This is a genomic window from Aequorivita iocasae (genome assembly GCF_016757735.1).
GTDB classification, from domain to species: Bacteria; Bacteroidota; Bacteroidia; order Flavobacteriales; family Flavobacteriaceae; genus Aequorivita; species Aequorivita iocasae.
Genome location: NZ_CP068439.1, coordinates 2138214 through 2162660 on the forward strand (window position 1 = coordinate 2138214; position 24447 = coordinate 2162660).

A 24447-nucleotide genomic window follows, 5' to 3' on the forward strand; every position below is an offset into this window, starting at 1 on the left:
AAGCATATTAACGTTAATGCTCTTTGGCAGGGCAATAATCCCGCCTTTTCTTTTATTGCGTCAAATTGTCTTATTTCTTTTTTGAAGCGTGTTGGTGAACTGCCTTTACAAAAGCCACAAAAAGGGGATGTGGATTGGCTACCGTACTTTTGTATTCTGGATGATATTGGACCCCGACAAACCAAGGATGTTCAGGTATTTCTACAATTTCTACCAGTCCAGTATCAGGATTTATTCCAGTAGGAACTAGCCCTGCTGTTTCAAACTGCTCACGGTATTTGTTATTGAACTCATATCTGTGGCGGTGGCGTTCCTCTATGGTTTTTGATTTGTAGACCTTGCTTACGATGCTTCCTTTTTTCAGATCGCATTTCCAAGCTCCCAAACGCATGGTGCCGCCCATGTTGGTAATGTTTTTCTGATCTTCCATAATGCTGATTACCGGATTTTTGGTTTGCGAATCCATTTCGGTACTATTGGCGTCTTTCAGTTTTAGTACGTTTCGGGCAAACTCAATAACTGCCATTTGCATTCCCAAACAGATTCCCAAAAATGGAAGGTTGTTTTCGCGAGCATACTTTACGGCTGCAACTTTACCCTCAACCCCGCGTTCACCAAAACCGGGCGCGACTAAAATTCCGTCAAGTTTGGAAAGTTTCTTGCCAATGGTTTTTGCATTTATATGTTCAGAATGGATGTATTCTACCTTCACTTTTACTTCGTTTTCAGCACCCGCGTGGATGAAGGCTTCCAAAATTGATTTGTAGCTATCCTGTAATTCTACGTATTTTCCAATAAGGCCAATGTGAACTTCGCCCTTTGGATTTTTGTGTCTTTGCAGAAATTTATTCCATTGTTTTAAATCTGGCTTTTTTGAATCTTTCAAATTTAATTTCTGCAGAGTAACCGTGTCCAAACCTTCTTCTAGCATCATATTTGGCACATCATAAATAGTGGAGGCGTCAATAGATTGGATAACCGCCTCTTCCTTCACATTACAGAAAAGCGCCAACTTTCTTCGTAAATCATGTGAAAGTTCGTGCTCGGTTCTGCATACCAAAATGTCTGCACGAATTCCACTTTCCATCAAGGTTTTTACGGAGTGTTGGGTTGGTTTTGTTTTTAATTCGCCAGCGGCGGAAAGGTAGGGTACAAGCGTTAAGTGAATAACAAGGGCATTGTCATCACCCATTTCCCACTTCATTTGACGCACCGCTTCAATGTAGGGCAATGATTCAATATCGCCCACGGTCCCGCCTATTTCGGTAATTATTATGTCGTACTCGCCCGTGTTCCCGAGTAGCTGAACACGTTCCTTTATTTCGTTTGTTATGTGTGGAATAACCTGAACGGTTTTACCTAAAAATTCACCACGACGTTCTTTTTCGATTACACTTTGATAAATTCGGCCTGTGGTAACGTTATTTGCCTGTGAAGTATTTACATTCAAAAAACGCTCGTAGTGACCCAAATCAAGATCGGTTTCGGCACCATCATCGGTTACGTAGCACTCGCCGTGTTCGTATGGATTCAGCGTTCCAGGATCCACATTTATGTATGGATCCAGTTTTTGGATGGTCACACGGTAGCCTCTGGCTTGCAGTAACTTAGCTAGCGATGCCGCAATAATTCCTTTTCCTAAAGATGATGAAACCCCGCCCGTAACGAAGATGTATTTTGTAGTGCTCATGAATACCTTTGCTGAAATAACTATACGGGATGCAAAGGTACATTTTTATTATGGAAAGGAAAGGGATAAAGTTTAAAATGTGGCACCTCCAAATCAAACTATTGAGCTGGCTGTTTTTGACCAATTAGTAGTGTATTGGTTCCGTTTATTTTTTTATAAACTTTAAGCTCAAAATCGCTCCCAAAATTTGAGATAATTTTTTCAGCGGTTCCCGACTCGTTTTTCAAGTTTACCCCGATATTAAAAATTAACCAACCACTTTTACAGAGTAATTTTGAAATATTCTTACAAAATTCTGTTCCATAAAAGATGTGAGGTACCTTGGTGTCTATAAAGAGGTCTATAATTATCAATTGAAATTTTTCCCTACAGGTTTTTACATAATGAAACGCATCGTCTTCTTTAATCTGGAGGTTTTTGGAAGCAGATATTCCAAATTCTTCTTTTGCAAGTCTTATAATTTCGGGATCAATTTCAACAGCAGTTATATTTTTGTGGTAATCAAATGTTTCACGAAGCGAATGAATGATACTTCCGCCGCCCATTCCCAAAAGTAAAATATTTTCTACTGTATTTAAATCAATTTTGGTCAGTCCAATTTCCAATATTTTTTGAAGCGAACCGTAGGAGTAATTTGCGTTTTCGGTATCCAAAACCTTTTTACCGTTCACGTAAGTAATTTCCAAAGTTCCATTAATTGTTGAAGAAAAGCGCCGTGTAGTGGGCCAAATGTAGCTGAAAAGCTTCTTCATTTTTTTATCAATTTTTGCACCAATCCTTCCAAACCGTTCAATTTCAGTTCATACATTTCGGCCATCATTCTGCCAAGTTTTCCCTCGGGGAAACCTTTTTGTTTAAACCATACAAAGTAATATTCGGGAATATTTGCAAGGTAATAGCCTTCGTACTTGCCGAAGGGCATTTTGTAGTTTGCCAATTCCACCAAGTGGTTGGGGTCGGGCTTATTTCCAAGCATCGTATGCAGCTAATTGTTGGGCAATATATTTTTGCCAGAAAATTTCTTTCTCTTCATTGCGGGAATGATCGCTCTCAGCATCAAATTTGTTTTGCATTGCGCGTCTTTTTTGCTCTACCTGTTTGTAAATACCTTCTATTTCTGACTTTATTCTTTTAGTGAATTTTTTTCCTTGAAGGTTTTTACGGAGTATGCGGGCGTGCAGTTCCGAAATGTCAAAATGGGCCTGTTCGTGTCTTAAAATATGGGCGTTCACTCTTTGGGGCATGTACCACGAACCTTCTGGGCTAAAAAAACTATCCACGGAATATTCCACATTTATATCCCCGTTTTGTATGGAATATGAGTATTGAAAACTGATACCAGTATTGGTGCTGGCTACAAAACTTGCGCTCGGAATTGGCTTTCCGCGGAAGTCATTCCAACTGAGTTTTTGGTTTTCATTCCACAAGATTTTTTCGGTATTAAGCTGTGGAACAAAAAGAAAGAAAAATATGAAGATTATGAGTAGTTTCATAATTTATGGAATATCAAAAACAATATCTAAAATTCATTGGGCATTGCAGTTGAACTGGCAATTGCTATTACTTCATCCCCAATTAAAGGAAATTATTTTTTCAATATCTGGATGAAGGCTATAAAGCACCGGGCAGGTTCTAGCGGTATTCTCCAATATTTTTCGTGCTTTTTCCTCTATGCCCGTAGGAAAATCCAGAACAATTTCAATTTTCGAAATGCGCCGTGGTTCTGCAGCCATTGTTTTGGTAACCATCGCGGTAGTGCCGTCAATGCTCACTTCCATATCGCGCGCCTTGATACCCATAACCGTAAGCATGCAGTTGGCAAGCCCAGTGGCTACGGTATCTGTGGGTGAAAAAGCTTCGCCTTTTCCGTTATTGTCCGTTGGGGCATCCGTGATGAACTTGTCACCCGATTTTAGATGCTCATTTTCGGTGCGAAGATTTCCGAGATAGGTTACTTTGGCGGTGCTCATTCTACAACATCAAATTTAAGTTCGTCGTTATATTTTAAAATATAGGCAGCTTCGTTGCAGTAGCCTTCGGTTTTCGATTTTTCATATCGAAATTTATTTTCAATATAAACCGTTTCGCTTTCGGGCAGTATGGCATCGTAAATATCTTTTTCCGAAGCCAATCGCAGCAATACATCATAGGTTACGTCAAAGCCCCGAATGGCATATCTGTTGGGAAGTACGCCGTATTTGTTTTTGTAACTTATTAAGAAAGGGATGCGGTCTTCGGGGTTAATATTTTTGTTTACGGATGGGAAAGTGAAGTTCAGCTTTGCCAATCGCATACTGGAAACCTCGTGCCATTCATATGCATCATTTTTGTTCAAAGTGAATAAGCGCATTTTATAATTATTGGGCATTGCGGAAAGTACATTTACGGCACTACTTACCAATATGGGGTTTTCAGATTCTAGAATTACCCAATTTTCCATCCCCTCAGAAGCTACCGCTGTTATGTCACTTGCTTGAATGTATCCGCTGCCTCTGGGCGATACCGTTTTTGCTGTTGGAATAGCAGTTTGAATCATTTCTTTTTGCTTCACTCTTTTGCTATCTGAAATAATAATGATATTTTTCCCTGCACTGTTTTCTTTTAGATAGCGAATCATTGTTTTTTGAAGCACGGCATCGGTGGGAAGCGTCTGAAAAAGATTGTCGTTCATTGCCATTTCCCTGTTGCTCAATGGTGAAAAAACCGGAATTTTTTCACCTTTGAGCATAGCTGAAGCCTTTTCCACATTTTTTTGAAGAAGCGGGCCAATTACGGCATCTACATTTTTGAACTCATTTCTTGAAATAATGGAAGCTACTTTGCTGTCGCTTTTTTCGGTATCATACACGTTTAATGTTACCGAAATGCCGTTATCTTTTGCAAACTCTGCTGCCAGCAAAGCACCACTATAAAAATCCAAAGCCACCCGAAGGGTTGGATCCTTTTTTAATAAATCTTGGTCATTGCTGGTAGAGTCATTAACATTTCGCATTAAACGGAAAGGGAGCATCAATGCTACCGTTTTCATTTTTTTGTTTTCAATTCTTTTTTCTAGATCGATGACCGAAATATCAGCTTGTGAAATTGCGGTTTCGTCTTTTGGCAATTTAAGAATCATGCCATCTTTCAAACCATCTTTTGCATATGGGTTAAGCGCTATTATTTCTTCTTCGGAAAGCCCAAATTTTACTTTTAGCCTATAATAGCCTTCTTTTGGTTTTACTTCGTAATACTGAAAATTTTCTTCGTCAATTTCAGCATTTTCGATTACTGCTTTATCTGGAACGACTAGGGTTGTGCCCACTTTTAAGCTTTCGCCTAAATCTGGATTTAAATCTTCCAGTTCGGCAATGGAAATTCCAAATTTTCTGGCGATCCCGAATTTAGTTTCCTTCGCCTTAACGGTATATTGTTGGGTGCCGGGTAAAGTGTTTCCAATATTTGTATTAGTATTCCCAGTATTATTGGAAGCGGCGGGAATCAACAATCGCTCACCTTTTCTGAGGCCACGGGAATACAATTCCTTATTTAATTTTTTTATATCGTCAACACTTACGTTGTAGAGTTGCGCAATGCCATAGAGTGTTTCCTTTTTTTTTACTTTATGGTCGCGGTAATTGTTGTTGTTTGTTCCCGAACTTATTACACTGCTGGAGGGAATGATGAGCACACTGTTAACCTTTAATTCATTTCTGGAATCGGGGTTGAGATTATAAATAGTTTCTTCGGATATATTATACTTTTTTGCAATGCTATAAACGGTCTCGCCCTTTTGCACAGCGTGGCTTTTGTATTGTTGCTGGGCCGCAGAACCACAACTTACCATAAAAAGTACGGTTACCGAAACGTATATTAAACACTTCAACATAGAGATAATCAATTTTTTAGATTTGCCAAACATAGTCTCGATTTCATTTTGTTATTCCCACTCGATGGTCGCGGGCGGTTTTGAGCTAATGTCATAGACTACTCTATTAACGCCTTTCACGCGGTTTATTATATGATTGCTCACTTCCTGTAAAAATTCATACGGAAGGTTTACCCAATCTGCGGTCATTCCATCGGTGGATTCTACGGCACGTAAAGCAACTACTTTTTCATAGGTTCTTTCGTCACCCATAACGCCCACACTGTTTACAGGAAGCAAAATTGCTCCGGCCTGCCAAACCTTATCATAAAGGTCCCACTTCTTTAATCCATTTATAAATATTGCGTCAACCTCTTGTAAGATACGAACTTTTTCTGCGGTAATATCTCCCAAAATTCTGATTGCAAGTCCGGGTCCCGGGAAAGGATGCCTGCCCAATAATTCGGGGTCAATGCCCATTTCCTTTCCAACGCGTCGCACTTCATCTTTAAAGAGCATTCTTAAAGGTTCCACGATTTTCAGTTTCATAAAATCAGGCAATCCGCCTACGTTGTGATGACTTTTTATGGTAACCGAAGGGCCGTTTACTGAAACGCTTTCAATAACATCTGGATAAATTGTTCCCTGTGCCAGCCAGTCAACGCCTGTTAATTTGTGTGCTTCATCATCAAAAACCTCGATGAATGCGTTGCCGATGGCTTTTCGTTTTCTTTCGGGATCGCTCTCATTTCGCAAAGCTTCCAAAAAGCGTTCCGAAGCGTCAACACCTTTTACGTTCAGCCCCATATCTTTGTATTGGTGGAGCACGTTTTCAAATTCGTCTTTACGAAGCAGACCATTATTCACAAAAATGCAAAAGAGGTTTTTACCGATGGCTTTGTTCAGTAGAATTGCAGCAACCGTAGAATCTACGCCGCCACTTAAACCAAGTACAACCTTTCCGTCGCCAATCTGCTCTTTTAAAGTTTCGACCGTAGTTTCCACAAAGGCAGCGGGAGTCCAGCTTTGTTCAACGCCAGCTATATTCACCAAAAAGTTCTCAAGCAATTGTTTGCCGTGGGTGGTATGATATACCTCGGGATGGAATTGGATTGCGTAGGTTTCCTCGCCTTCAATTCTATATGCGGCATTCAATACATCTGTTGTGCTCGCCAAACGCACTCCGTTCTCAGGAAGTTGCGCAATGGTGTCGCTATGGCTCATCCACACGTTTGTGTTTTCGGGAATATCCTTAAAGAAATCCTCGCCAGATTTTATCATAGAAAGCTTCGCTCTTCCGTATTCGCGAATGTTTGAAGGTTCCACACTTCCGCCGTTGAAATGTGCCAAATACTGAGCGCCGTAACAGACCGCCAAAAGCGGTTTGTGACCGCGAATCTGTGAAAGATCCGGGTGAGGCGCATCTTCCGCGCGAACGGAAAACGGACTGCCCGAAAGGATTACGGCCTTAAACGGGTCAAGACTTTCGGGGATGTGATGGTAAGGGTGAATTTCGCAGTAAATGTTCAGTTCCCGCACGCGTCTCGCGATAAGTTGGGTGTACTGCGAACCAAAATCTAAAATGAGGACGTTGTTTTGCATAGGCAAAAATACTTTAAATATATAAGTTGGTTAAATGGTTGTCGGGAATTTTTTATGATATTTATTTTGTCGGGTCGAGCGCAGTCGAGACCTAATTATTAAAAGGAAATTGATATTTTTTGATGCCGAGCGAACGGACATTTAAAAGTTTTTTCATAATTCCAAAATAGTAAAATTTGCATCTAACGGCTCCAGGTTTTCTTTCAATAGATCCAGCAAGCTTTCGCCATATTCCAAGTAAAACTCAGAGAAATTAAGCTGCCGTTCCTGCAAACTTTGGTTTGGGAACAGTTGGTTTTGAATATTTTTTAATCGATCAAGTTCATCAGAAAGTTTTCTTTTTTGCGCTTTAAGCAATCGTTTTTCAAGATTGTCCAAGCCGTTTAATTGCTTCTTTTCCTGTGCGCCAACTGCTCCCAAAAAAGAAGCATCAGTCTGTTTTGCAAGTTCATATAAATCCTTAAATTGTTTTTTGAGAAATTCTTTTTGTTGTGAAAAGTCGATTTCTATTTTTGAAATTTCCCGAGTATGTTTCGATATTAGTTCGTGTTGCGGAAGAAATAAATCATCAATTTCTACATTCAGTTTTTGCAATTTTTCAGAAAGCATTTTAGGAACCAAAAGCACAGAATTCCGAAGTAAAAGAATAGGGAAAGGAACTTCCACTTTGTTAAAATAATCCTTCAGCTGAAACCAATACGCCAATTCCCCGCCGCCGCCAATGTAACAGAGATTCGGTAAAATAACTTCCTGGTACAATGGGCGCAACAATGCATTTGGAGAAAAACGCTCTGGGTTTTCGTGCAGTTCCTTTAGGATTTCTTCTTTGGAAAAGGAGATGTCTGTTTCATTTACATAAAAGCGGCTGTTTTTTTCGATGATGCGTTCGCGAAGTTTTTCCTTTAAATAAAACATATTTATTTCACGAGGATGCACTTGTTCCGAAAAGCCCAAAGCGGTCAATTTTTCTGTCGTTTCGGAAACTTTTTTAAAGCTGAGGTTTTCGGTCAGTTCCTTTTCGGCATAGGGAATAAAACATTTTTTCAGCGCTGCATCGTTGCCGTCAACAATCACCAAACCGTGATGGTAAAACAGCGTGTTAGCCAAAAAATGCGTGGCATCAGCCAAATTATCGTGTTTTGTATATGCATCGGAGAAATAGGAAATCAACTTTTTGGCATTTTCGCTTTCTCCGAACTCCTTTTTCAATTGGTGCTTCACTTCCTTCAATCCTTCGGTGGAAAGTTCACCAACCGCGCCGGAAGCATCTCTGTCCCATTTCACCTTTTTTCCGAAAAGATTGAAGTAATTTATTTCCTCAAAATCGTTGTCTTCCGTCGCCATCCAATAAACAGGGACAAAATGGTTGTTGGGGTATGTTTTGTTGAGTTTTTCAGCAAGGTTTATGGTAGAAAATATTTTATAAAGAAAATATAAAGGCCCTGTGAAAAGATTGAGTTGATGTCCCGTGATTATTGTAAACGTATTGTGCTCCCGTAATAAATCTATATTGCTCAAGGTAGATTGCGAAATAGAATTATCGCCATACTGAAGCATGATCCGTTTCGAAAGCAAATGCCTTTTTTCATCGGTAAAATTTTTCTGTTTTTCTACAAGCTGATGCTTAAAATTCTCCAAGTTTGGAAAACGGTTGTAAAAAGGATTTAGGCCTTCATCTTCAGCGAGATAATCGCAGATCAATTTTGAAAAATAACCTGTGTCTTTGTACGGAATGGAGTGGGTTGGCATAGGATTTCTGAAAAAATTCAAACAAAAATAACCGTTTTAAATTGAGTGTAGGTCTAAAGATACGTTAATATGGTTTTCAAGTTCCAAATTTCAAGCACCACATACCAAAATGTGCCCATTGGAATTTGGAATTTCGTTTTTGGAATTTACCTATCTTTGGCCCTCAATTAAAATACATCAAATGGTTCGCAAGTTAGCTTTTCTTCTATATTTAACGCCTGTTTTCATTTTTGCCCAACTGCAATCCCCTTCCGAGTTTTTGGGGTATGAAATTGGCACCCAATTCTCCCGTCACGCCGATGTTGTTTCCTATTTTGAACACGTAGCGGCAAACAGCGAAATGGTGAAATATGCTGACTACGGAAAAACCAACGAACGCAGAAGATTGACTTATGCGGTGATTTCTTCCGAAGAAAACCTTGCAAATCTTGAACAAATACGCACCGATAATTTAAAAAATATTGGCATTCTTTCCGGGAGTGCGACTCCCGATAAAGCAATTGTTTGGCTAAGTTATAACGTTCACGGCAACGAAGCCAGTAGCAGCGAAGCCGCGATGAATACAGCATATAAACTTATTACTGAACATGCAGATTGGCTTAAAAATGTTGTGGTAATTATGGATCCGGGTGTAAATCCTGACGGTCGTGATCGCTATGTAAACTGGTACAATCAAGTGAAAGCTTCACCTTATAATTCATCCCGGGATGCAATAGAGCACAATGAGCCTTGGCCCGGCGGCCGGCCAAACCATTATCTTTTTGATCTTAACCGAGATTGGATGTGGGCAAGCCAAGTGGAAACCCAGCAACGCTTAAAAATTTACAATCAATGGATGCCGCAGGTACATGTTGATTTTCATGAGCAGTTTATTAATAACCCGTATTATTTTGCACCTGGAGCAGAGCCTTATCACGAAATAATAACCGATTGGCAACGAGAATTTCAAAATATAATAGGGAAAAACAACGCGAAATATTTTGATGAAAACGGCTGGCTTTTCTTTACCCGCGAGAGTTTTGATTTGCTATATCCCAGTTATGGCGATACCTACCCATTATATATGGGTGCCATCGGGATGACCTATGAACAGGCCGGCCACGGAATGGCAGGCTTGGGAATTATAAACGACGAAGATGTTGAGCTTACTCTTGTTGATCGCGTGGCGCATCATACCACGACTGGACTTTCAACCATTGAAGTTGCTTCACACAATGCTGCTTCCCTTAATTCTGAATTTAAGAAATTCTTCAAAAACGATAATTTAAAGTACAAAAGTTTTGTATTGAAAGGCAATCCCGATAATTTACAAGCGCTAGCGGCATTATTGGACAAACACGAAATTAAATATGGCTATGCCACTGGAGGTATCGTAAAAGGTTTTAATTATAACGAAAATAAAAATGGTGCCATGAATGCCCAGGGCGCATTGGTTGTGAGCACCAATCAACCAAAAGGCAAAATGGTTCAGGTGCTTTTTGAGCCCAATGCTGCCTTATCAACGCCCATTACTTATGATATTACTGCTTGGAGCTTGCCGTATGCCTATGGTTTGGAAACTGTAGCAAGTACCAGTTTAGTTCCTGCCAATGCATCGGCTCCAGCCAATAAGGTTTCAAATATAACTATGCCATCAGCAGCGGGATATATCGCTAAGTGGAAAAGTTTACAGGATGCGGAATTTTTGTCTGCATTGTTGAAGGAAGGTATAAAAGTGCGCTTCTCAGAAAATGAACTTGGTTTTGGGGGTAATACTTTTGGTCGCGGTAGTTTGATTATTACACGTAGCGATAATAAATCCAATGTAGATTTTGAAAAAACGCTTATTGAAATTGCGAATGAAATGGGACGGCAGTTGTATGCTTCGCCCACGAGTTTCGCAGACAACTTGACCGACTTCGGTTCACAATATGTGCATTTAATAAAAAATAAGAAAATAGCAATGTTGCAGGGGGAAGGCACTTCATCATTAAGTTACGGCGCACTTTGGCACTTTTTTGAAACACAATTAAAATACCCCGTAACCTCAATAAATACAGATGATATAGAAAACATTCAATGGGCAGATTATGATGTGCTGATATTACCGGATGGGTATTACAAGTCTATTTTAAACGAAGCGTCTTTTAAAGCCGTGGAGGAGTGGATAAGCAACGGTGGGAAAATTATTGCAATTGCCAATGCCGTTAGCATTTTTGAAGGCAAGGATGGTTTTGATTTGAAGAAAAATAATTCTGAAAAACCTAAAACGGAAACCGATTCCATTGGCAATATGATACCTTACGCCCAACGCGAACTGGAAAGCACAAAAGAATTCATAACGGGAAGTATCTATAAAGTGAAATTGGACAATACCCATCCTTTGGCATTTGGCTATGGAGATACTTATTACAGTTTAAAACTCGGCAGCGATTCCTATAAATTTTTAAATGAAGGTTTCAATGTAGGCTATATAAAAGACCCAGAAAGCGTTTCAGGTTTTTCTGGGGAAACAGCAAAGGCTAAATTAAAAAACTCAATAGTTTTTGCGGAAGCGAAAAAGGGCAGGGGCAGCGTAGTTTATATGGTTGATGATGTTAGTTTCCGCTCCTTTTGGCAGAATGGGAAACTTTTTTTGGCGAATGCGGTGTTTTTTATCAATTAAAAAACTACTTGTTCTCTAAAATTTCCACAGAAATATTTTTTGTTTTAATCTCGGAGAGTAGCTCTAGTTTACCATCCAAATAAAGAGAGTCCATGGTTTTTAAATCGACTGTCTTCCAAGGCTCCAATTTGTAGTTTTCGTAATCAACAAACCGTATTCCGTTTATCATTCTTGGATTGTAGGCTTTGCGGAAACGGATGCCGCCTTCGCCTGTGTAGAATTTATAGGCGAAATAATCTACAGTGAAATTCTGCTGGTTTATCCAATACATATAAACATCTTCGTGGTCTGTTCCGCCGCTATCTTCTTCAAAAGTTACCTGTATTTCATAATATTTTTCACCCTCTATTTCAGCGTTGCCTACCAGTTCCTTTTTAACTGCGGAGTCGTTTAGGCCATAGGGCAACTGTACAAAATAATGTACGGAATTTACCGAGTTTGCATATTTGGTAGCCGTAGAGTCGGGAACAATAATCTTATTGGCATTCACATAGCGTTCAAAACCCGTGTTGGTAAGCACATCCAAGGTCTCGCCAAGGGAATCTGTAATGGTACGGGTAAATTCATATTGGCCATTGTGGCGTTTGCTACTGTATTTGGTATTTCGGAAGGTGAAGTTTATCATGGCTGCTCCATAATTTTCGCCTCCGGCATTCGCAATTGCTTTGTCTACGATTTGCTGAGCGGTACGTTTTTTCTCTTCTGGCTTGCAGGAGCTAAAAATTATCAGAGAACAGATTATTAATAGATATTTCATAGAATTTATTTTTTAAAGATACGAATCTATATACGAGGCTCAAAATAGATAATTTTATATTAGACAATCGTTCTAAAAGTAAGATTGACCCTCGGCGATTGTATTTTTTTTGTAGGTGGCAAGCGGTGCAGCCAGTGGGTTTGTGTAGCACCTTTCATAATCAATAGGCTACCATGTTGTAGGTTTAGGGAAACGGTTTCTTTGGTTTCCTTATGTTTAAAGGCAAACTTGCGCTCTGCCCCAAAACTTACCGAGGCTATGGCGCCATTTTTTTTCAGGTCTTTTTCGGCATCGCTGTGCCATGACATGCCTTCCTCGCCAGAGTGGTAAAGGTTTAATAGGCAACTGTTAAAAGTTTCGCCACTTTTTGTTTCTATTTTCTTTTTTAGTTGCAGGAGTTCGGGTGTCCACAAATGCGCTTTTTTTGTCACTTTTGAATAGGTATATTCAAACTCTTTTTCACCGTACCATGCTACTTTTCTTTTGGTGATAATTTTTTTTCCAAAGATGATGGCTTCGTCATTTTTCCAGGCAATGCTATTCAGAAGTATGTTGTAATAATGATTGGCTTCTTTTTCAGAAAATACCCTTCCGAAGTAATTTACAATACCATCCCTAGGCAACAGGTTATGCTCGGTATCCATTTCAAAGTTGAACAATTCCATAATGGAACAAATAACAAACAACAAATTCCAACTTCCAAATAACAATTAACAATTAACAATTAACAAATAGCGTATAACCCCTAACTTTATAGTATCTTAGATGTTTCATTTTTAAGTAATAAGCAATTTTAAAAAACCGCTATTATGAATATTATTTTACTTGTTATTGGTATTCTTGCTGTCGTGGCTATCCTACTTGTTATAGTCTATAACCGTTTTGTAAAAAATAGAAATATGGTAAAAGACGCTTGGAGCAATATAGATGTTGCCCTAAAACGCCGCTATGATTTGATCCCGAATCTAGTGGAAACTGTCAAGGGATACGCAGCACACGAAAAATCAACCTTAGAAAGCGTAATTGAAGCCAGAAATGCCGCGATGGCAGTGCCTTCAAACGATATAAATGCACAGATAAAGGCTGAAAACCAACTGCAGCAAAGTCTGCGCAGTATATTTGCCTTGGGGGAAGCATATCCAGATTTAAAAGCAAATATTAACTTTTTGGACCTGCAGCAAAAGCTTAACGAAATAGAAGAGAACCTAGAGCGCAGCCGAAGATATTATAATGGTACCGTACGGGAGAACAATACTTATGGAGAGAGTCTGCCGGGGGTAGTGTTTGCCGGAATGCTCAACTACCAGCATTTTGATTATTTTGAAACCGATGAGGCCAGCCGTGAAAATGTGAAGGTGAGTTTTGGGTAGCGTGATGGATTGTTATATTATTTGAAATGAATAGCATTGTGGCAATAAACACCAAGATTAATAATCTGTTGTTGGATAAAAAACTATTCCTGCTTTTTTTTGGGATGCTATTTTTTCTGAAAACATCAGCGCAGGATTTTATTGTCAACAAATGCGTGGTTGATATTTATATCAGCGAGGAAGGCTATTTTGATGTCATGGAAAATTATGACATTACTTTCACGGCCCACAAGCACGGTATCTTCAGAACCATCCGCACCAATTATGATTTATTTACCGAAGATAGCATTCAGGAAAAGCGTAAAATAAAGATTAGAAATATTGAAGTGCCCAATCATAAGTATGAAGCTGATTTCGATTTTGTACAGAAAATTAGTGACAACCTTCAAATAAAAATTGGCGATAAGAATAAAACCATTATTGGTCCGCAGCATTACGAAATAAAGTACAGGGTTTACAACGCTTTTCTGTTTGGTGATTCGCAGATTCGGTTTTACTGGAACATAAAATCTGACATGTGGCAAACCGTTTTTGAGAAGATAGATTTTAACATCCATCCACCGGAGAATGTTGATGTAGGTTTGGACAATATTTTTATCTATACAGATTTTGGTGGTGAAACAAATGAAAGCACGGAGTATGATATTAATTACGAAAATGGAGTTTTTAAGGCAAAGAGCCTTCCGCGTTTTAAATCATATTTAGGTCAAAATGTAACGGTACTGCTCAATCTTCCTTTGGGTTCTGTAGAGGAAATCAAACCTTGGTGGCCTTTCTGGACAAATTATGGCTGGACTTTGATACTCGCCGTATTGTTAGTGCTGTTTTATTGGGTATGGAATAAATATGGCAAAGATGATAGGGTAGTGGCAACTACCAGTTACTTTCCGCCCAGCGGCATAGATCCCGCAATGGCTGGTTTTTTAATTGACGATACCGAAGATACACAAGACCTTATTGCCTTGATCCCATATTGGGGTTCGCGAGGAATTATCACTATGGAGCAAATACCAAAAAAGGGCTGGTTTGGTAAGGACGACACCAAATTAACCAAACTTAAACCCTTGCCCGACGGTGCGCCCGATTATGAACGGAAAATTTTTGACGGGCTTTTTGGCAGCTCAACAGTTTCCTCGAAACAGGAAGTGTTGATAAGTAGTCTAAAAGATTCATTTTATACGAAAATGGCAAGTGCCAAAACACTTCTGAAAGCCAAAGCTCAAATATATTATGAGGCCGAAGCAAAGAAAATGCAGACCCGAACTATAATTGCCACATTGCTTCTTGGGGTTTTTCTATTTGGCTTTTTCTTACTTATATGGGGGCTTTTTGCCGCTTTGGCAGTAATTCCAGTTACTGTATTTCTTTTATTTATGACAGTCCATTTAGTAAAGAAAAATACAAAAGGCAATAAAATGCTTTCCGAGTTAAAAGGTTTCAAAAGCTTTATAAAGATTGCTGAGGAAAACAAGTTAAAAATGCTATTGCGAGACAGTCCGTCTTATTTTGAGACCACTATGGGGTATGCCCTTGCTTTTGGACTATTCAATCAATGGACTAAAAAGTTTGAGGCACTGGATCTGCAACCGCCCAGTTGGTACACTTCATCAACCGGCGCCATTACGATGCACAATTTTTCACAATCATTTTCAGATTCCATTTCTACGGCTAAGGCTACCATGGTAAGTTCTCCATCCAGCAGTAGTTCTGGTGGTGGCGGTTCATCGGGCGGCGGTTTTGGCGGTGGCGGTGGCGGGAGCTGGTAGTAAAATCGTTATATTTTTTCCCTCACCCAAAGCTCGCGTTCCCTCATTTCTCGTTTTGTAGTATTGTAATGTGCGGTAGTTTTACTTCAAGTTTAACACTAAAACCACATATTATGAAAACACTCTTCACATTGTTTACAGTAGTATTACTGAGCCTTCAGCTACACGCACAGATAGTTACCATCAGCGGTACAGTAACCGATGATACAAGTCTTGTTTTGCCTGGAGCAAATGTTATTATCAAAGGAACTTCCACAGGAACACAAACGGATTTTAATGGCAAGTACAGTATTTCAGCACAAATAGGGCAGAAATTGGTTTTCTCCTATGTAGGATTTGAAACCGAAGAAGTTAAGATAAAAAAAGCTGGAGAAATTAATGTAACATTAAAGCCGAGTGCTGCCTTGGATGAGGTTGTAGTTACAGCGTACGGAGGAAGAAGAGAGAAAAAATCCTTGGGGTATGCCGTTGTTCCCATTCATTCAGCAAATCAAGCTCTTCAAGGTAAAGCCTCGGGTGTGCGGATCAGGGGTTCGGCTTCTTTATATGGCTCAAGAAGCTACGAAAACAACAACCGCGTTGCGGAAAACGAATCCTACGGCCGCATTGAGGAAAATATTTTTAAAAGCGTAGTTACGGCACCACTATCTACCTTTTCAATAGATGTTGACAAAGCAGGTTACAGCAACATCCGCCGAATGTTGAACAATGGGCAGAAAATACCGGAAGATGCCGTAAAGATTGAGGAAATGGTAAATTACTTCGCCTATGACTATCCGCAGCCCACAGGCAAAAATCCGTTTTCAATTACTGCAGATATGGTAAACTCACCGTGGAACCAAGATGCCAAGTTGGTGCGGATTGGTTTAAAAGGAAAAGATATTTCCCTAGAAAATGTTCCGCCTTCAAACTTGGTGTTTTTATTAGATGTTTCTGGTTCTATGAATGATACCAACAAACTGCCATTGCTGAAAGCTGCTTTAAATGTTTTGGTAGATAAATTACGTGAAAAAGACAAAGTTTCAATCGTAGTCTACGCAGGTGCTGCAGGATTGGTATTGCCGCCCACTTCGGGAGCAGAAAAACAATTAATTCGAAATGCCATTGAACATCTTAGCGCCGGTGGCTCAACAGCGGGTGGCGCAGGAATTGAATTGGCTTACAAAGTTGCAACTGAAAACTTCAGCAAAAAAGGAAACAATCGGGTCATTCTAGCCACGGATGGCGACTTTAACGTTGGTGCTTCCAGCGATCGCTCCATGGAGAACCTAATTGAGGAAAAACGTAAAAGCGGTGTATTCCTTACTTGCTTAGGTTTTGGAATGGGTAATTACAAAGACAGCAAACTTGAAACTCTAGCCGATAAAGGCAACGGAAACCATGCTTATATAGACAGCATGCAGGAAGCGCAAAAAGTGTTGGGCACGGAATTCTTCGGAACTCTTTATACCATTGCAAAAGATGTAAAAATTCAAGTAGAGTTTAATCCCTCAAAAGTTCAGGCATATAGATTGATTGGATATGAAAACCGTTTACTGAACGATGAAGATTTTAAGGACGACACCAAAGACGCAGGTGAATTGGGCAGCGGACACACCGTTACCGCGCTGTATGAAATAATTCCCGTGGGTGTAAAAAGCAAATACTTGAAGGCTATTGATAATTTGAAATACACAAAACAAACCAATCTAAATTATAGAGATGAAATGCTTACGGTAAAATTCCGCTATAAGGAACCCAATGGTGACGTAAGTAAATTGATTGAGAAAACAGTGAAAGACGAAAACATTTCCATAGATAATGCTTCAGATGACTTAAAGTTTTCAGCTGCGGTAGCCCTTTTCGGAATGCAGCTGCGCAAATCTGAATTTATAAATACTAAAAAAAGAGAAGATGTAATTGTATTGGCAGAGGCTGGTAAGGGAACCGATGCCGACGGATACCGAGCAGAGTTCATAAGGTTGGTAAAGAGCAGCAAATAAAACTTAGCTATGAATTTGTGATGTGGTTTGGTTTTTTGATCGAAAGGGCGCAAAAGCGCTCTTTCTTTATTAATAATTCACATAAACCCAACCTATAAAAGCTTCGGGATATTTGGGGTCGTTCAGCACCAAGACGTAATAATAAGTGCCCACGGGAACGGTACTTCCCGTAAACAGCAGTCCTTTTGTAGCCACACCATCCCAAAAGCCATCAACGTTATGGGCAGTGTGTATCAGGTTACCCTCGCGAGAGTAAATGTTAAGTTCAAAGTTTTCGTAAATGTTCAGCAGATTGCTTATTTCAAAAGTATCGTTTATACCATCACCGTTGGGTGAGAAACCTTGTGGAATAAAAGGAGCACAGTTTTGTGTAGTCAATAAAAAGGAAGCTGTGGTAAAGCAGATTTCGTTTTCGAGCCGTACATAGATTGATTGTGGATCAGTGCCGTTTTGATATTGTGTTGGATTGCTAATGGGATTAGTATTCTCCAAAGCATTTTCCATAGTTGTAAAATACAATATTACATCATCGTTCCCCGTGCTTATCAAATCGTCCTGTTGTGTTAAGTCAAAAATTGCCGTATCAAAACCTGTGTCGCATTCCAATAGATTGGGCAAGTTGGGAATGGGAGGGATGCTTTCAAAGGAAATAGTTTGCTTAAAACTGTTATTGTCCTCCCGAAATTCTTCAACCGCGCCGTTGCCATTTCCATCATCGTCCACAACAGCTATGATTGTAAAAGTATTTGGTAAACTGTCTGGCAAAAGAAGTTCTACCTCGCCATTTTCACTACTACCAATTGGAAGACTTTGCTGTGTTTGCGAAAGTCCCAACAAAAGTCCGTTCGTATAAAACGCTATGGAAGTATTGGCAGGCAGCGGTGCCGTGGCTTCCAAATTATAAACCGTAAAAGGAAGCAATAATTCTCTATCGCGACAGGCAGAAATTTCAGGAAGTTCAATCGTGGCATCGGGCAAAGGGCACGGAACAACCTCTACAGCAAAACTATCAACTAGAAAACAATCTGGATTTGAAACTCGAATATAAATGGTCTCTGGGTTTTCGGTATTCTGAAAGTTTTCAGGATTTGCAATTGGGTTTTCATTGTTTTGCGCATCTGCCTCAGAAAGATGAAAACTCAATTCATAAACGGGGTCAATCTGGGAAGTTGATTCGGTTAAATCAAAAAATTCTTCGCCAATAACATCACAAGTTTCCAGATTGCGAAGTCCCGTAATTATTGGATTTAGCAATAAATGGATTGATGTTTCGTCTTCGTTGTTTTCTTCATTTATTTCATCGACTATTCCGCTGCCGTTTCCGGTATCATCCACGATAGCTTTAAGAATAAAATCTGATTCAATATTGCTGGGAACCGTAAATGTTACGGTTCCACTTTCCTGTCCGTCAATGGGTATCACTCCCACAGTAGCACTTTGAGCTACTAAGGTTTCATCTGCATAAAAAGCAATGGGTGTTCCGGCAGGTAATATATCGGTACTGTTGAAGTTATAAACGGTATAATCTATGGTCAGCTCCCGATTGCCACATTCCGTACCGCCAATTATATTATCAATTGAAATAGTAGCATCCGGCAGTTGGGTATTTAATACGGTAATAATGTTGTTCACCATCACAAAATCCTGTCCGCTGGTAAGTTGGATAGTAGCTGAGGTATCGCCCGGGCTTATATAATTAGAAATAGGATACACATCAATATCCATATTGTAAAGTACATCACTGCCCGTAAAACTGTTGGTGCCATTAAAGGCATTGTCGGGAGGATTTAGCGGCAGATTGCTAAGAATATTCCCATTGATGCGAAGGGTTTCGTTTACAGCAAGTCCACGGTCGCCTTCCCAAGCCAGGAAGCCTATTTTGGCACCTTCGGTATCCAAAACCATCAAATTACTCAAGGTTATTTCCAAAGTTTGGTCAACGCGCGATACACTTTGCAAACCATCAAATATATTTACTTGATTGTTGGGAAGGGTCACATCCTCATAAACCACGGTCACCGCCCAACCCCCGAAGTTGGTGCCCGAGCCTGGTGGACTGCAATATGCAGGAATTACAAGCGTAAGGTCTAAATCGGAAAGTGTATAGTTGCCATTTCCGGTGGTTTGAATTTGCTCGGTAACATCTGCAAATGCTGAAAAATAAATATAATCCTGTCCGCCGCTGTTATAACTTTCATTAAAGGTGCGTTCTGCAGTTATCGGAACTTGGTTGAAGGTTACGTTGAAATCCCCAGGACCAGACCCTGCCCAATATAAATAGGCAGCAACTACCTCTTGATTGGATTGTAATTGAAAGTTGGCACTGCTGCTGGTAAGAATGAAGCATTGTCCGCCTTGACCATTTTCTTCAACATTTAATGTATTGCCAAATGCTGTGTAGTCATATTGACCATTGAATTGCCTAAAGAGCGAAATATCCTGAGAAAAAACTCCAGTGAAGATAAATAAACAGAATATGGAAAAAATGTACTTCAAAAAAGAGTTTTGTTGATTGCCTGTTAAATATAGGAAAAAATGAAGTTATAGCTCCATAAACATATCAACTCACTAAAGATCTCTTTTTTTTAGAATGGCGTAGGACCAATAAATAAAAAGGGAGGTCCAAATAAGAACAATCAACACATTGAGCCAAGTAACCTGATAGTCTTTTGTGAAATTTTCACCCAATTGATTTGCAGCAGACTGAATTGCGCCCAAACGGCTAAGTGGTTCTTTTATAAGGTTTGCCATTGCATTCAAAGGGAAGAATTGCGCAACATTATCAGCAATTTCCGTGTCTTTGAAAAATTGCCATTTCATCAAGCCATAGCCCAACCATTCCACAATTTGCCATATAATCAAAAAACCTAATGCAAAGGCAGAACGTTTCACCAAAACCCCAAGAAAAAGACAGAAAGAGAAGAAGGCGACAAGTTTTATGAAATAAGCGCCTATGTATTCCATATCGCTAAAAATGATTCCTATTTCATTGTAATCTGAAAAGAAAAGTCCCAAAATCAATGAGACACCAAAAATAAAAACCGTTGATATCACTGCAAAAAGCAAGACGGTCAAAAACTTTGAAAGTACAAATTCCTTTTTGCTAAGGCCGTCAATAAGGTTTTGTTTTAAAGTTCTATAACTGTACTCATTGCTCATCATGGAAACAATCACTATGGCCAAAAACAATTTCAAAATTGCTGCCACATAGGTATTGAAATGCCAGATATACGGAAAGTTGAAAATTCCCTGATCGGCAACCCGAAAGTGAAAATCACCAAAGTTAAACTCAATGGACGCAATTAGGGCGATAAAAGTGATTAGTACAAAATAAATTATGGAAATAACCTTTGCCGAACGGTTATAGCGCAGTTTTTGAAGTTCTATATTTAATAATCGTAGCATTGCGGTTAGTTTTGTTTGGTAAGTTCAAGGAATTGTTCTTCAAGACTTTCCTTGCGTTTCACAAGGTGGCTAAGCGTGATGCCTTTTTCAAAAAGAAGTCTGTTCACTTCCGAAGCATCCATCGGGGCGTTGAGGTAAGCGATTAAATAATCGCCTTCGCGCTTTACGATGCCAAAGGCAGCGTTTCCTTCCAAAGCATTTTCAAGCGCTTCCATATTGTTGCTCTGCATCGTTAAAAAACCGTGACTGGCGTTCATCCCATCCACACTGCCAGAATAAAGACTCACACCTTTCCGAAGAATGACCACGTGTGTGCACACTTTTTCAACCTCGTCGAGTAAATGCGAAGCCAGCAAAATGGTTGTTCCTTGGGAGGCAATTATTTTTATTATTTCGCGGATTTGATGGATTCCCTGCGGGTCTAATCCGTTTGTTGGCTCATCGAGTATTAATATTTCAGGGTCGTTTAGCAGTGCCGAAGCGATTGCCAAGCGTTGTTTCATCCCTAAGGAAAAAGTACTGAACTTGCTGTCCTTTCTGTCCAAAAGTCCTACAAGCTCTAGTTTTTCAGAAATCTTTTCTTCCGAAACTTCCTTTATTTTACACACCAGTTGCAGGTTTTGCACGGCGGTCATATACGGGTAAAAGTTGGGGCGTTCAATGATGGCGCCTACTTTCTTTAAAGCGTTGTGTGTATCTATGTTGCCATCAAACCATTTAAAGTCGCCAGTAGTTTTGTTTACCACATTAAGCACGATGCCCAGTGTGGTACTTTTACCGCTACCGTTTGGGCCGAGGATACCGTAAACATTGCCTTTTTCAATTGAAAAGGAAAGATTATCCACGGCAGTTAGGGAGCCAAATTTCTTGGTTAGATTATTTATGGTGAGAATGTTTTCCACAGGATTGTTTTTGGATGGTTGTTGATTGTATGACGAATGGGTTAGGGTTTTGTTACATTTTAGCGAAAAGCGAAAAGCGAAAAGCGAAAAGCGAAAAGCGAAGAGCGAAGAGCGACGAGGGATGTGGAAATTATTTAAGATGAAAAAGTCATGTCTTATTTGCTTCTTAAGTTGTTTTTTAACTTAGTTCTTTGTTAGCGGTTCATTGTTTTATACGGTTGGTACATGTTCAATTGTAACTTCATTTTCAACTTTGTCAAAATAAACACAGGTCATTTTTTCAAGATTTACTATCCATTTCTCAATTCCTGTTTCAGCGCTATGTTTACAAAATGTAAAATAGTCTGTTTCTCCTTTTTGGTGGATTTTCAAATATTCTTCAAATTTTTGCTTATCAGTATAATCTGCTATATCCAATTCTTCATATTTCGGTTTAGATTTCGTCCGAAAATTGTTCTTTCCAAAATATTCAGTATGGCTGTCCGACACCCAAGTTTCAAATGCCGTTACTCCGATTTGCTTGATTTCCTCAATATACTTTGGAAATTCCGCCCCTGATTTGATTTTACTGTGGGCTAATTCAATTTGTTCTACTGTAAACATTATTTCCTTTTCTTTAATGTTATTCTTTTCCGTTTCGTTGATTTCAATGACCGCCAACGCTCAGGCTAAGAAACGTAGGGCTTTCGAAGCGATTAGCTGTCCACCGAAACCAAAGTTTGTTTAATGAACGAACCTTTCTGAAAGCCTTGTCCGCTCTATGTCTTCTTAGCTATTGTTGGCAGTATGTGCTTTTATTTCTTTTTTATTATTTGTTTTCAAAGACTGTCCAAACAGAAAACTTAGTCCTATCAAAATTGGAAGTGCTAGCCAAGCCGTAAACACTAATTCAATTCCATTTTGTCCGTCCGATACATAGCAAAGAGTTTCTCGACTCGTGAAGAATAGTGCTAAACTGGCTTGAATGAAAGTGTATTCAATTAGATTAAAGAAAGTCAGTCGAGTTGTTAAATTCTCAAGTTTCTTTTCTGTTAAAGTTGGTAAATGTCGATAGAAGATAATGGGTAGTGCTAGTCCACCAATAATTGTAATTGACCAAGAACTGTCCAAGCATTATGGCAATCAAGTCCAAAAGAAGAAAGTAGCATTTGAAAACCAAGAAGCCCAATCGCAGTAAAACCCGGTATAAAAAATCCAACTGCTGAAAAAATCAGAGTCGGCTTTAATAAGTTAGGTTTTCTATGTTTCAATTCTGCCTGCATTTTTTCTAGGTCATTTTTGCATTACTGCCAACTTGTTCATATCCCCAACTCTATTGGGTTTATACCGCTAATATAGTTGGCTATACCCAAGTTCTAGTATTTTTATGTGGTGTATTTCCCAAATATACAAATTTACCCTTTCCAAACCCTTCAATATACGTTCAGCAACCATATAATTCCTAAACCCCGCTAGATACCATTCAATCCTTCCCGTTTGGGTCTTGAAACCATGTGTTAGGGTTCAGAACCCTTCCGTATAGGTACACCAACCCTAACGGATGTGTGTAGAACCCTAACGGATACGTCCCACAATCCTAACGGATACGTCCGACACCCTAACGTATGTATATAGAACCCTAACGGATACGTCCCACAACCCTAACGGATGTATGTAGAACCCTAACGGATACGTCCCACAACCCTAGCGCATGTATGTAGAACCCTAATCGCTCATTCCTCATCGCTAGTCGCTAGTAATTCTTTCTTCCTATTTCCTTACCTTTGCGTTTCAATTTAAAAAAACAAAAAATGCAAGACGGTATTTACGCAAAAATAACCACCGAAAAAGGAGAAATCCTGATAAAACTAACGCACGACAAAACTCCGGGAACGGTTGGAAACTTTGTGGCTTTGGCTGAAGGTAATTTGGAAAATTCAGCAAAACCACAGGGAACACCCTATTATGATGGGTTAAAATTTCACCGTGTAATCCCAGATTTTATGATTCAGGGCGGCGATCCAAAGGGAACAGGCTCTGGCGGACCGGGTTATGATTTTGAGGATGAGTTCCATCAAGACCTTCGCCACGATACCCCGGGGGTGCTTTCCATGGCAAATGCTGGGCCAGCGAGCAACGGTAGTCAATTTTTTATAACGCACGTTGCAACGCCTTGGTTGGACAACAAACACACGATTTTTGGAAATGTAGTGGAAGGGCAGGACGTTGTTGATAGTGTTGCGCAAGGCGATACTATGCAAAAGGTTGAAATAATCCGCGTAGGCGAAGAAGCCAAAAACTGGAATGCTGTTGAGGCTTTTAGAAGTTTTACTGGTGAAAGGGAGCAGCGAATTGCAAAAATGAAAGAGGCTCAGGAAGCCGAACTGAAAAAAATTTCAGAAGGTTTTGATAGAACCGATAGCGGACTTCTTTACAAAATAATTCAAAAAGGAAACGGGAAAAAAGCCGAAAAGGGAAAAACAGTTTCTGTGCATTACAAAGGTGCATTAACTGACGGAACTGAATTTGACTCGTCATACAAAAGAAAACAACCGATCGATTTTCAACTGGGCGTTGGCCAAGTAATCGCTGGTTGGGATGAAGGCATCCAATTATTGCAAGTGGGCGATAAGGCCCGTTTTGTAATTCCTTCACATTTAGGTTACGGTGAACGCGGAGCTGGCGGGGTTATTCCTCCAAACGCATCCTTGATTTTTGATGTGGAATTGATGGACGTAAAGTAGTGATTCGGGA

General features: G+C 39.7%; 20 protein-coding genes. 5 read left to right on the top strand and 15 right to left on the bottom strand.

The window, feature by feature from the left end; genetic code table 11:
- Positions 1 to 70: 70 nt before the first annotated feature.
- The 8 genes from JK629_RS09815 to bshC all read right to left on the bottom strand — a co-directional run bounded on the left by JK629_RS09815 (position 71) and on the right by bshC (position 8888).
- Positions 71 to 1690 (bottom strand): CTP synthase, encoded by a 1620-nt coding sequence (locus tag JK629_RS09815; RefSeq protein WP_202335452.1) that lies wholly within the window; start codon positions 1688 to 1690, stop codon positions 71 to 73.
- 98 nt (positions 1691 to 1788) lie between these two features.
- Positions 1789 to 2442, bottom strand: a complete 654-nt coding sequence (locus JK629_RS09820) for a spermidine synthase (RefSeq protein ID WP_202335453.1) — start codon at positions 2440 to 2442, stop codon at positions 1789 to 1791.
- Positions 2439 to 2666, bottom strand: a complete 228-nt coding sequence (locus tag JK629_RS09825; protein ID WP_202335454.1) for a DUF3820 family protein — start codon at positions 2664 to 2666, stop codon at positions 2439 to 2441. Before JK629_RS09825 ends, JK629_RS09820 begins: the two co-directional genes overlap by 4 nt.
- Positions 2653 to 3183, bottom strand: a complete 531-nt coding sequence (locus JK629_RS09830) for a DUF922 domain-containing protein (protein ID WP_202335455.1) — start codon at positions 3181 to 3183, stop codon at positions 2653 to 2655. Before JK629_RS09830 ends, JK629_RS09825 begins: the two co-directional genes overlap by 14 nt.
- A gap of 72 nt (positions 3184 to 3255) precedes the next feature.
- The gene (locus tag JK629_RS09835; protein ID WP_202335456.1) at positions 3256 to 3660 is read right to left on the bottom strand and encodes an OsmC family protein; all 405 of its coding nucleotides are present in this window, start codon (positions 3658 to 3660) and stop codon (positions 3256 to 3258) included.
- On the bottom strand, positions 3657 to 5558 hold the full coding sequence (locus tag JK629_RS09840) for a LysM peptidoglycan-binding domain-containing protein (protein ID WP_202335457.1): 1902 nt from the start codon (positions 5556 to 5558) through the stop codon (positions 3657 to 3659). The genes JK629_RS09835 and JK629_RS09840 overlap by 4 nt, the downstream gene beginning before the upstream one ends.
- Before the next feature lie 51 nt (positions 5559 to 5609).
- Complete coding sequence (gene guaA, locus JK629_RS09845) at positions 5610 to 7139, bottom strand: glutamine-hydrolyzing GMP synthase (RefSeq protein WP_202335458.1); 1530 nt, start codon at positions 7137 to 7139, stop codon at positions 5610 to 5612.
- 153 nt (positions 7140 to 7292) lie between these two features.
- Complete coding sequence (gene bshC / locus JK629_RS09850) at positions 7293 to 8888, bottom strand: bacillithiol biosynthesis cysteine-adding enzyme BshC (RefSeq protein WP_202335459.1); 1596 nt, start codon at positions 8886 to 8888, stop codon at positions 7293 to 7295.
- Positions 8889 to 9069: 181 nt separating this feature from the next.
- Here bshC and JK629_RS09855 point away from each other — a divergent pair, with 181 nt between their 5' ends.
- Entirely contained in the window at positions 9070 to 11532 is a 2463-nt protein-coding gene (locus JK629_RS09855; protein ID WP_202335460.1) for a M14 family metallopeptidase, read from the top strand.
- Between the two features lie 4 nt (positions 11533 to 11536).
- Here the strand turns inward: JK629_RS09855 and JK629_RS09860 are convergent, their stop codons facing one another.
- Entirely contained in the window at positions 11537 to 12289 is a 753-nt protein-coding gene (locus JK629_RS09860) for a DUF6503 family protein (RefSeq protein ID WP_202335461.1), read from the bottom strand.
- A gap of 59 nt (positions 12290 to 12348) precedes the next feature.
- On the bottom strand, positions 12349 to 12954 hold the full coding sequence (locus JK629_RS09865; RefSeq protein WP_202335462.1) for an alpha-ketoglutarate-dependent dioxygenase AlkB family protein: 606 nt from the start codon (positions 12952 to 12954) through the stop codon (positions 12349 to 12351).
- A 144-nt stretch (positions 12955 to 13098) separates the two neighbouring features.
- Between JK629_RS09865 and JK629_RS09870 the strand changes: the two genes are divergently transcribed.
- The 3 genes from JK629_RS09870 (at position 13099) to JK629_RS09880 (ending at position 17407) form a co-directional block, all read left to right on the top strand.
- Positions 13099 to 13659 (top strand): LemA family protein, encoded by a 561-nt coding sequence (locus JK629_RS09870; protein ID WP_202335463.1) that lies wholly within the window; start codon positions 13099 to 13101, stop codon positions 13657 to 13659.
- Between the two features lie 26 nt (positions 13660 to 13685).
- Complete coding sequence (locus tag JK629_RS09875; RefSeq protein WP_202335464.1) at positions 13686 to 15425, top strand: DUF2207 domain-containing protein; 1740 nt, start codon at positions 13686 to 13688, stop codon at positions 15423 to 15425.
- Positions 15426 to 15538: 113 nt separating this feature from the next.
- Complete coding sequence (locus JK629_RS09880) at positions 15539 to 17407, top strand: vWA domain-containing protein (protein ID WP_202335465.1); 1869 nt, start codon at positions 15539 to 15541, stop codon at positions 17405 to 17407.
- A 69-nt stretch (positions 17408 to 17476) separates the two neighbouring features.
- Here JK629_RS09880 and JK629_RS09885 read toward each other — a convergent pair whose 3' ends face one another.
- The 5 genes from JK629_RS09885 to JK629_RS09905 all read right to left on the bottom strand — a co-directional run bounded on the left by JK629_RS09885 (position 17477) and on the right by JK629_RS09905 (position 22976).
- On the bottom strand, positions 17477 to 19903 hold the full coding sequence (locus JK629_RS09885; protein ID WP_202335466.1) for a T9SS type B sorting domain-containing protein: 2427 nt from the start codon (positions 19901 to 19903) through the stop codon (positions 17477 to 17479).
- Positions 19904 to 19975: 72 nt separating this feature from the next.
- Positions 19976 to 20812, bottom strand: a complete 837-nt coding sequence (locus JK629_RS09890) for an ABC transporter permease (RefSeq protein WP_202335467.1) — start codon at positions 20810 to 20812, stop codon at positions 19976 to 19978.
- A gap of 5 nt (positions 20813 to 20817) precedes the next feature.
- Positions 20818 to 21714, bottom strand: a complete 897-nt coding sequence (locus JK629_RS09895; RefSeq protein WP_202335468.1) for an ABC transporter ATP-binding protein — start codon at positions 21712 to 21714, stop codon at positions 20818 to 20820.
- A gap of 210 nt (positions 21715 to 21924) precedes the next feature.
- Positions 21925 to 22317 (bottom strand): DUF1398 domain-containing protein, encoded by a 393-nt coding sequence (locus JK629_RS09900; protein WP_202335469.1) that lies wholly within the window; start codon positions 22315 to 22317, stop codon positions 21925 to 21927.
- A 467-nt stretch (positions 22318 to 22784) separates the two neighbouring features.
- Positions 22785 to 22976: a hypothetical protein gene (locus JK629_RS09905; protein WP_202335470.1), complete on the bottom strand. Its 192-nt coding sequence runs from the start codon at positions 22974 to 22976 to the stop codon at positions 22785 to 22787.
- 528 nt (positions 22977 to 23504) lie between these two features.
- Here JK629_RS09905 and JK629_RS09910 point away from each other — a divergent pair.
- Positions 23505 to 24437 (top strand): peptidylprolyl isomerase, encoded by a 933-nt coding sequence (locus tag JK629_RS09910; RefSeq protein WP_202335471.1) that lies wholly within the window; start codon positions 23505 to 23507, stop codon positions 24435 to 24437.
- Positions 24438 to 24447: the final 10 nt, after the last annotated feature.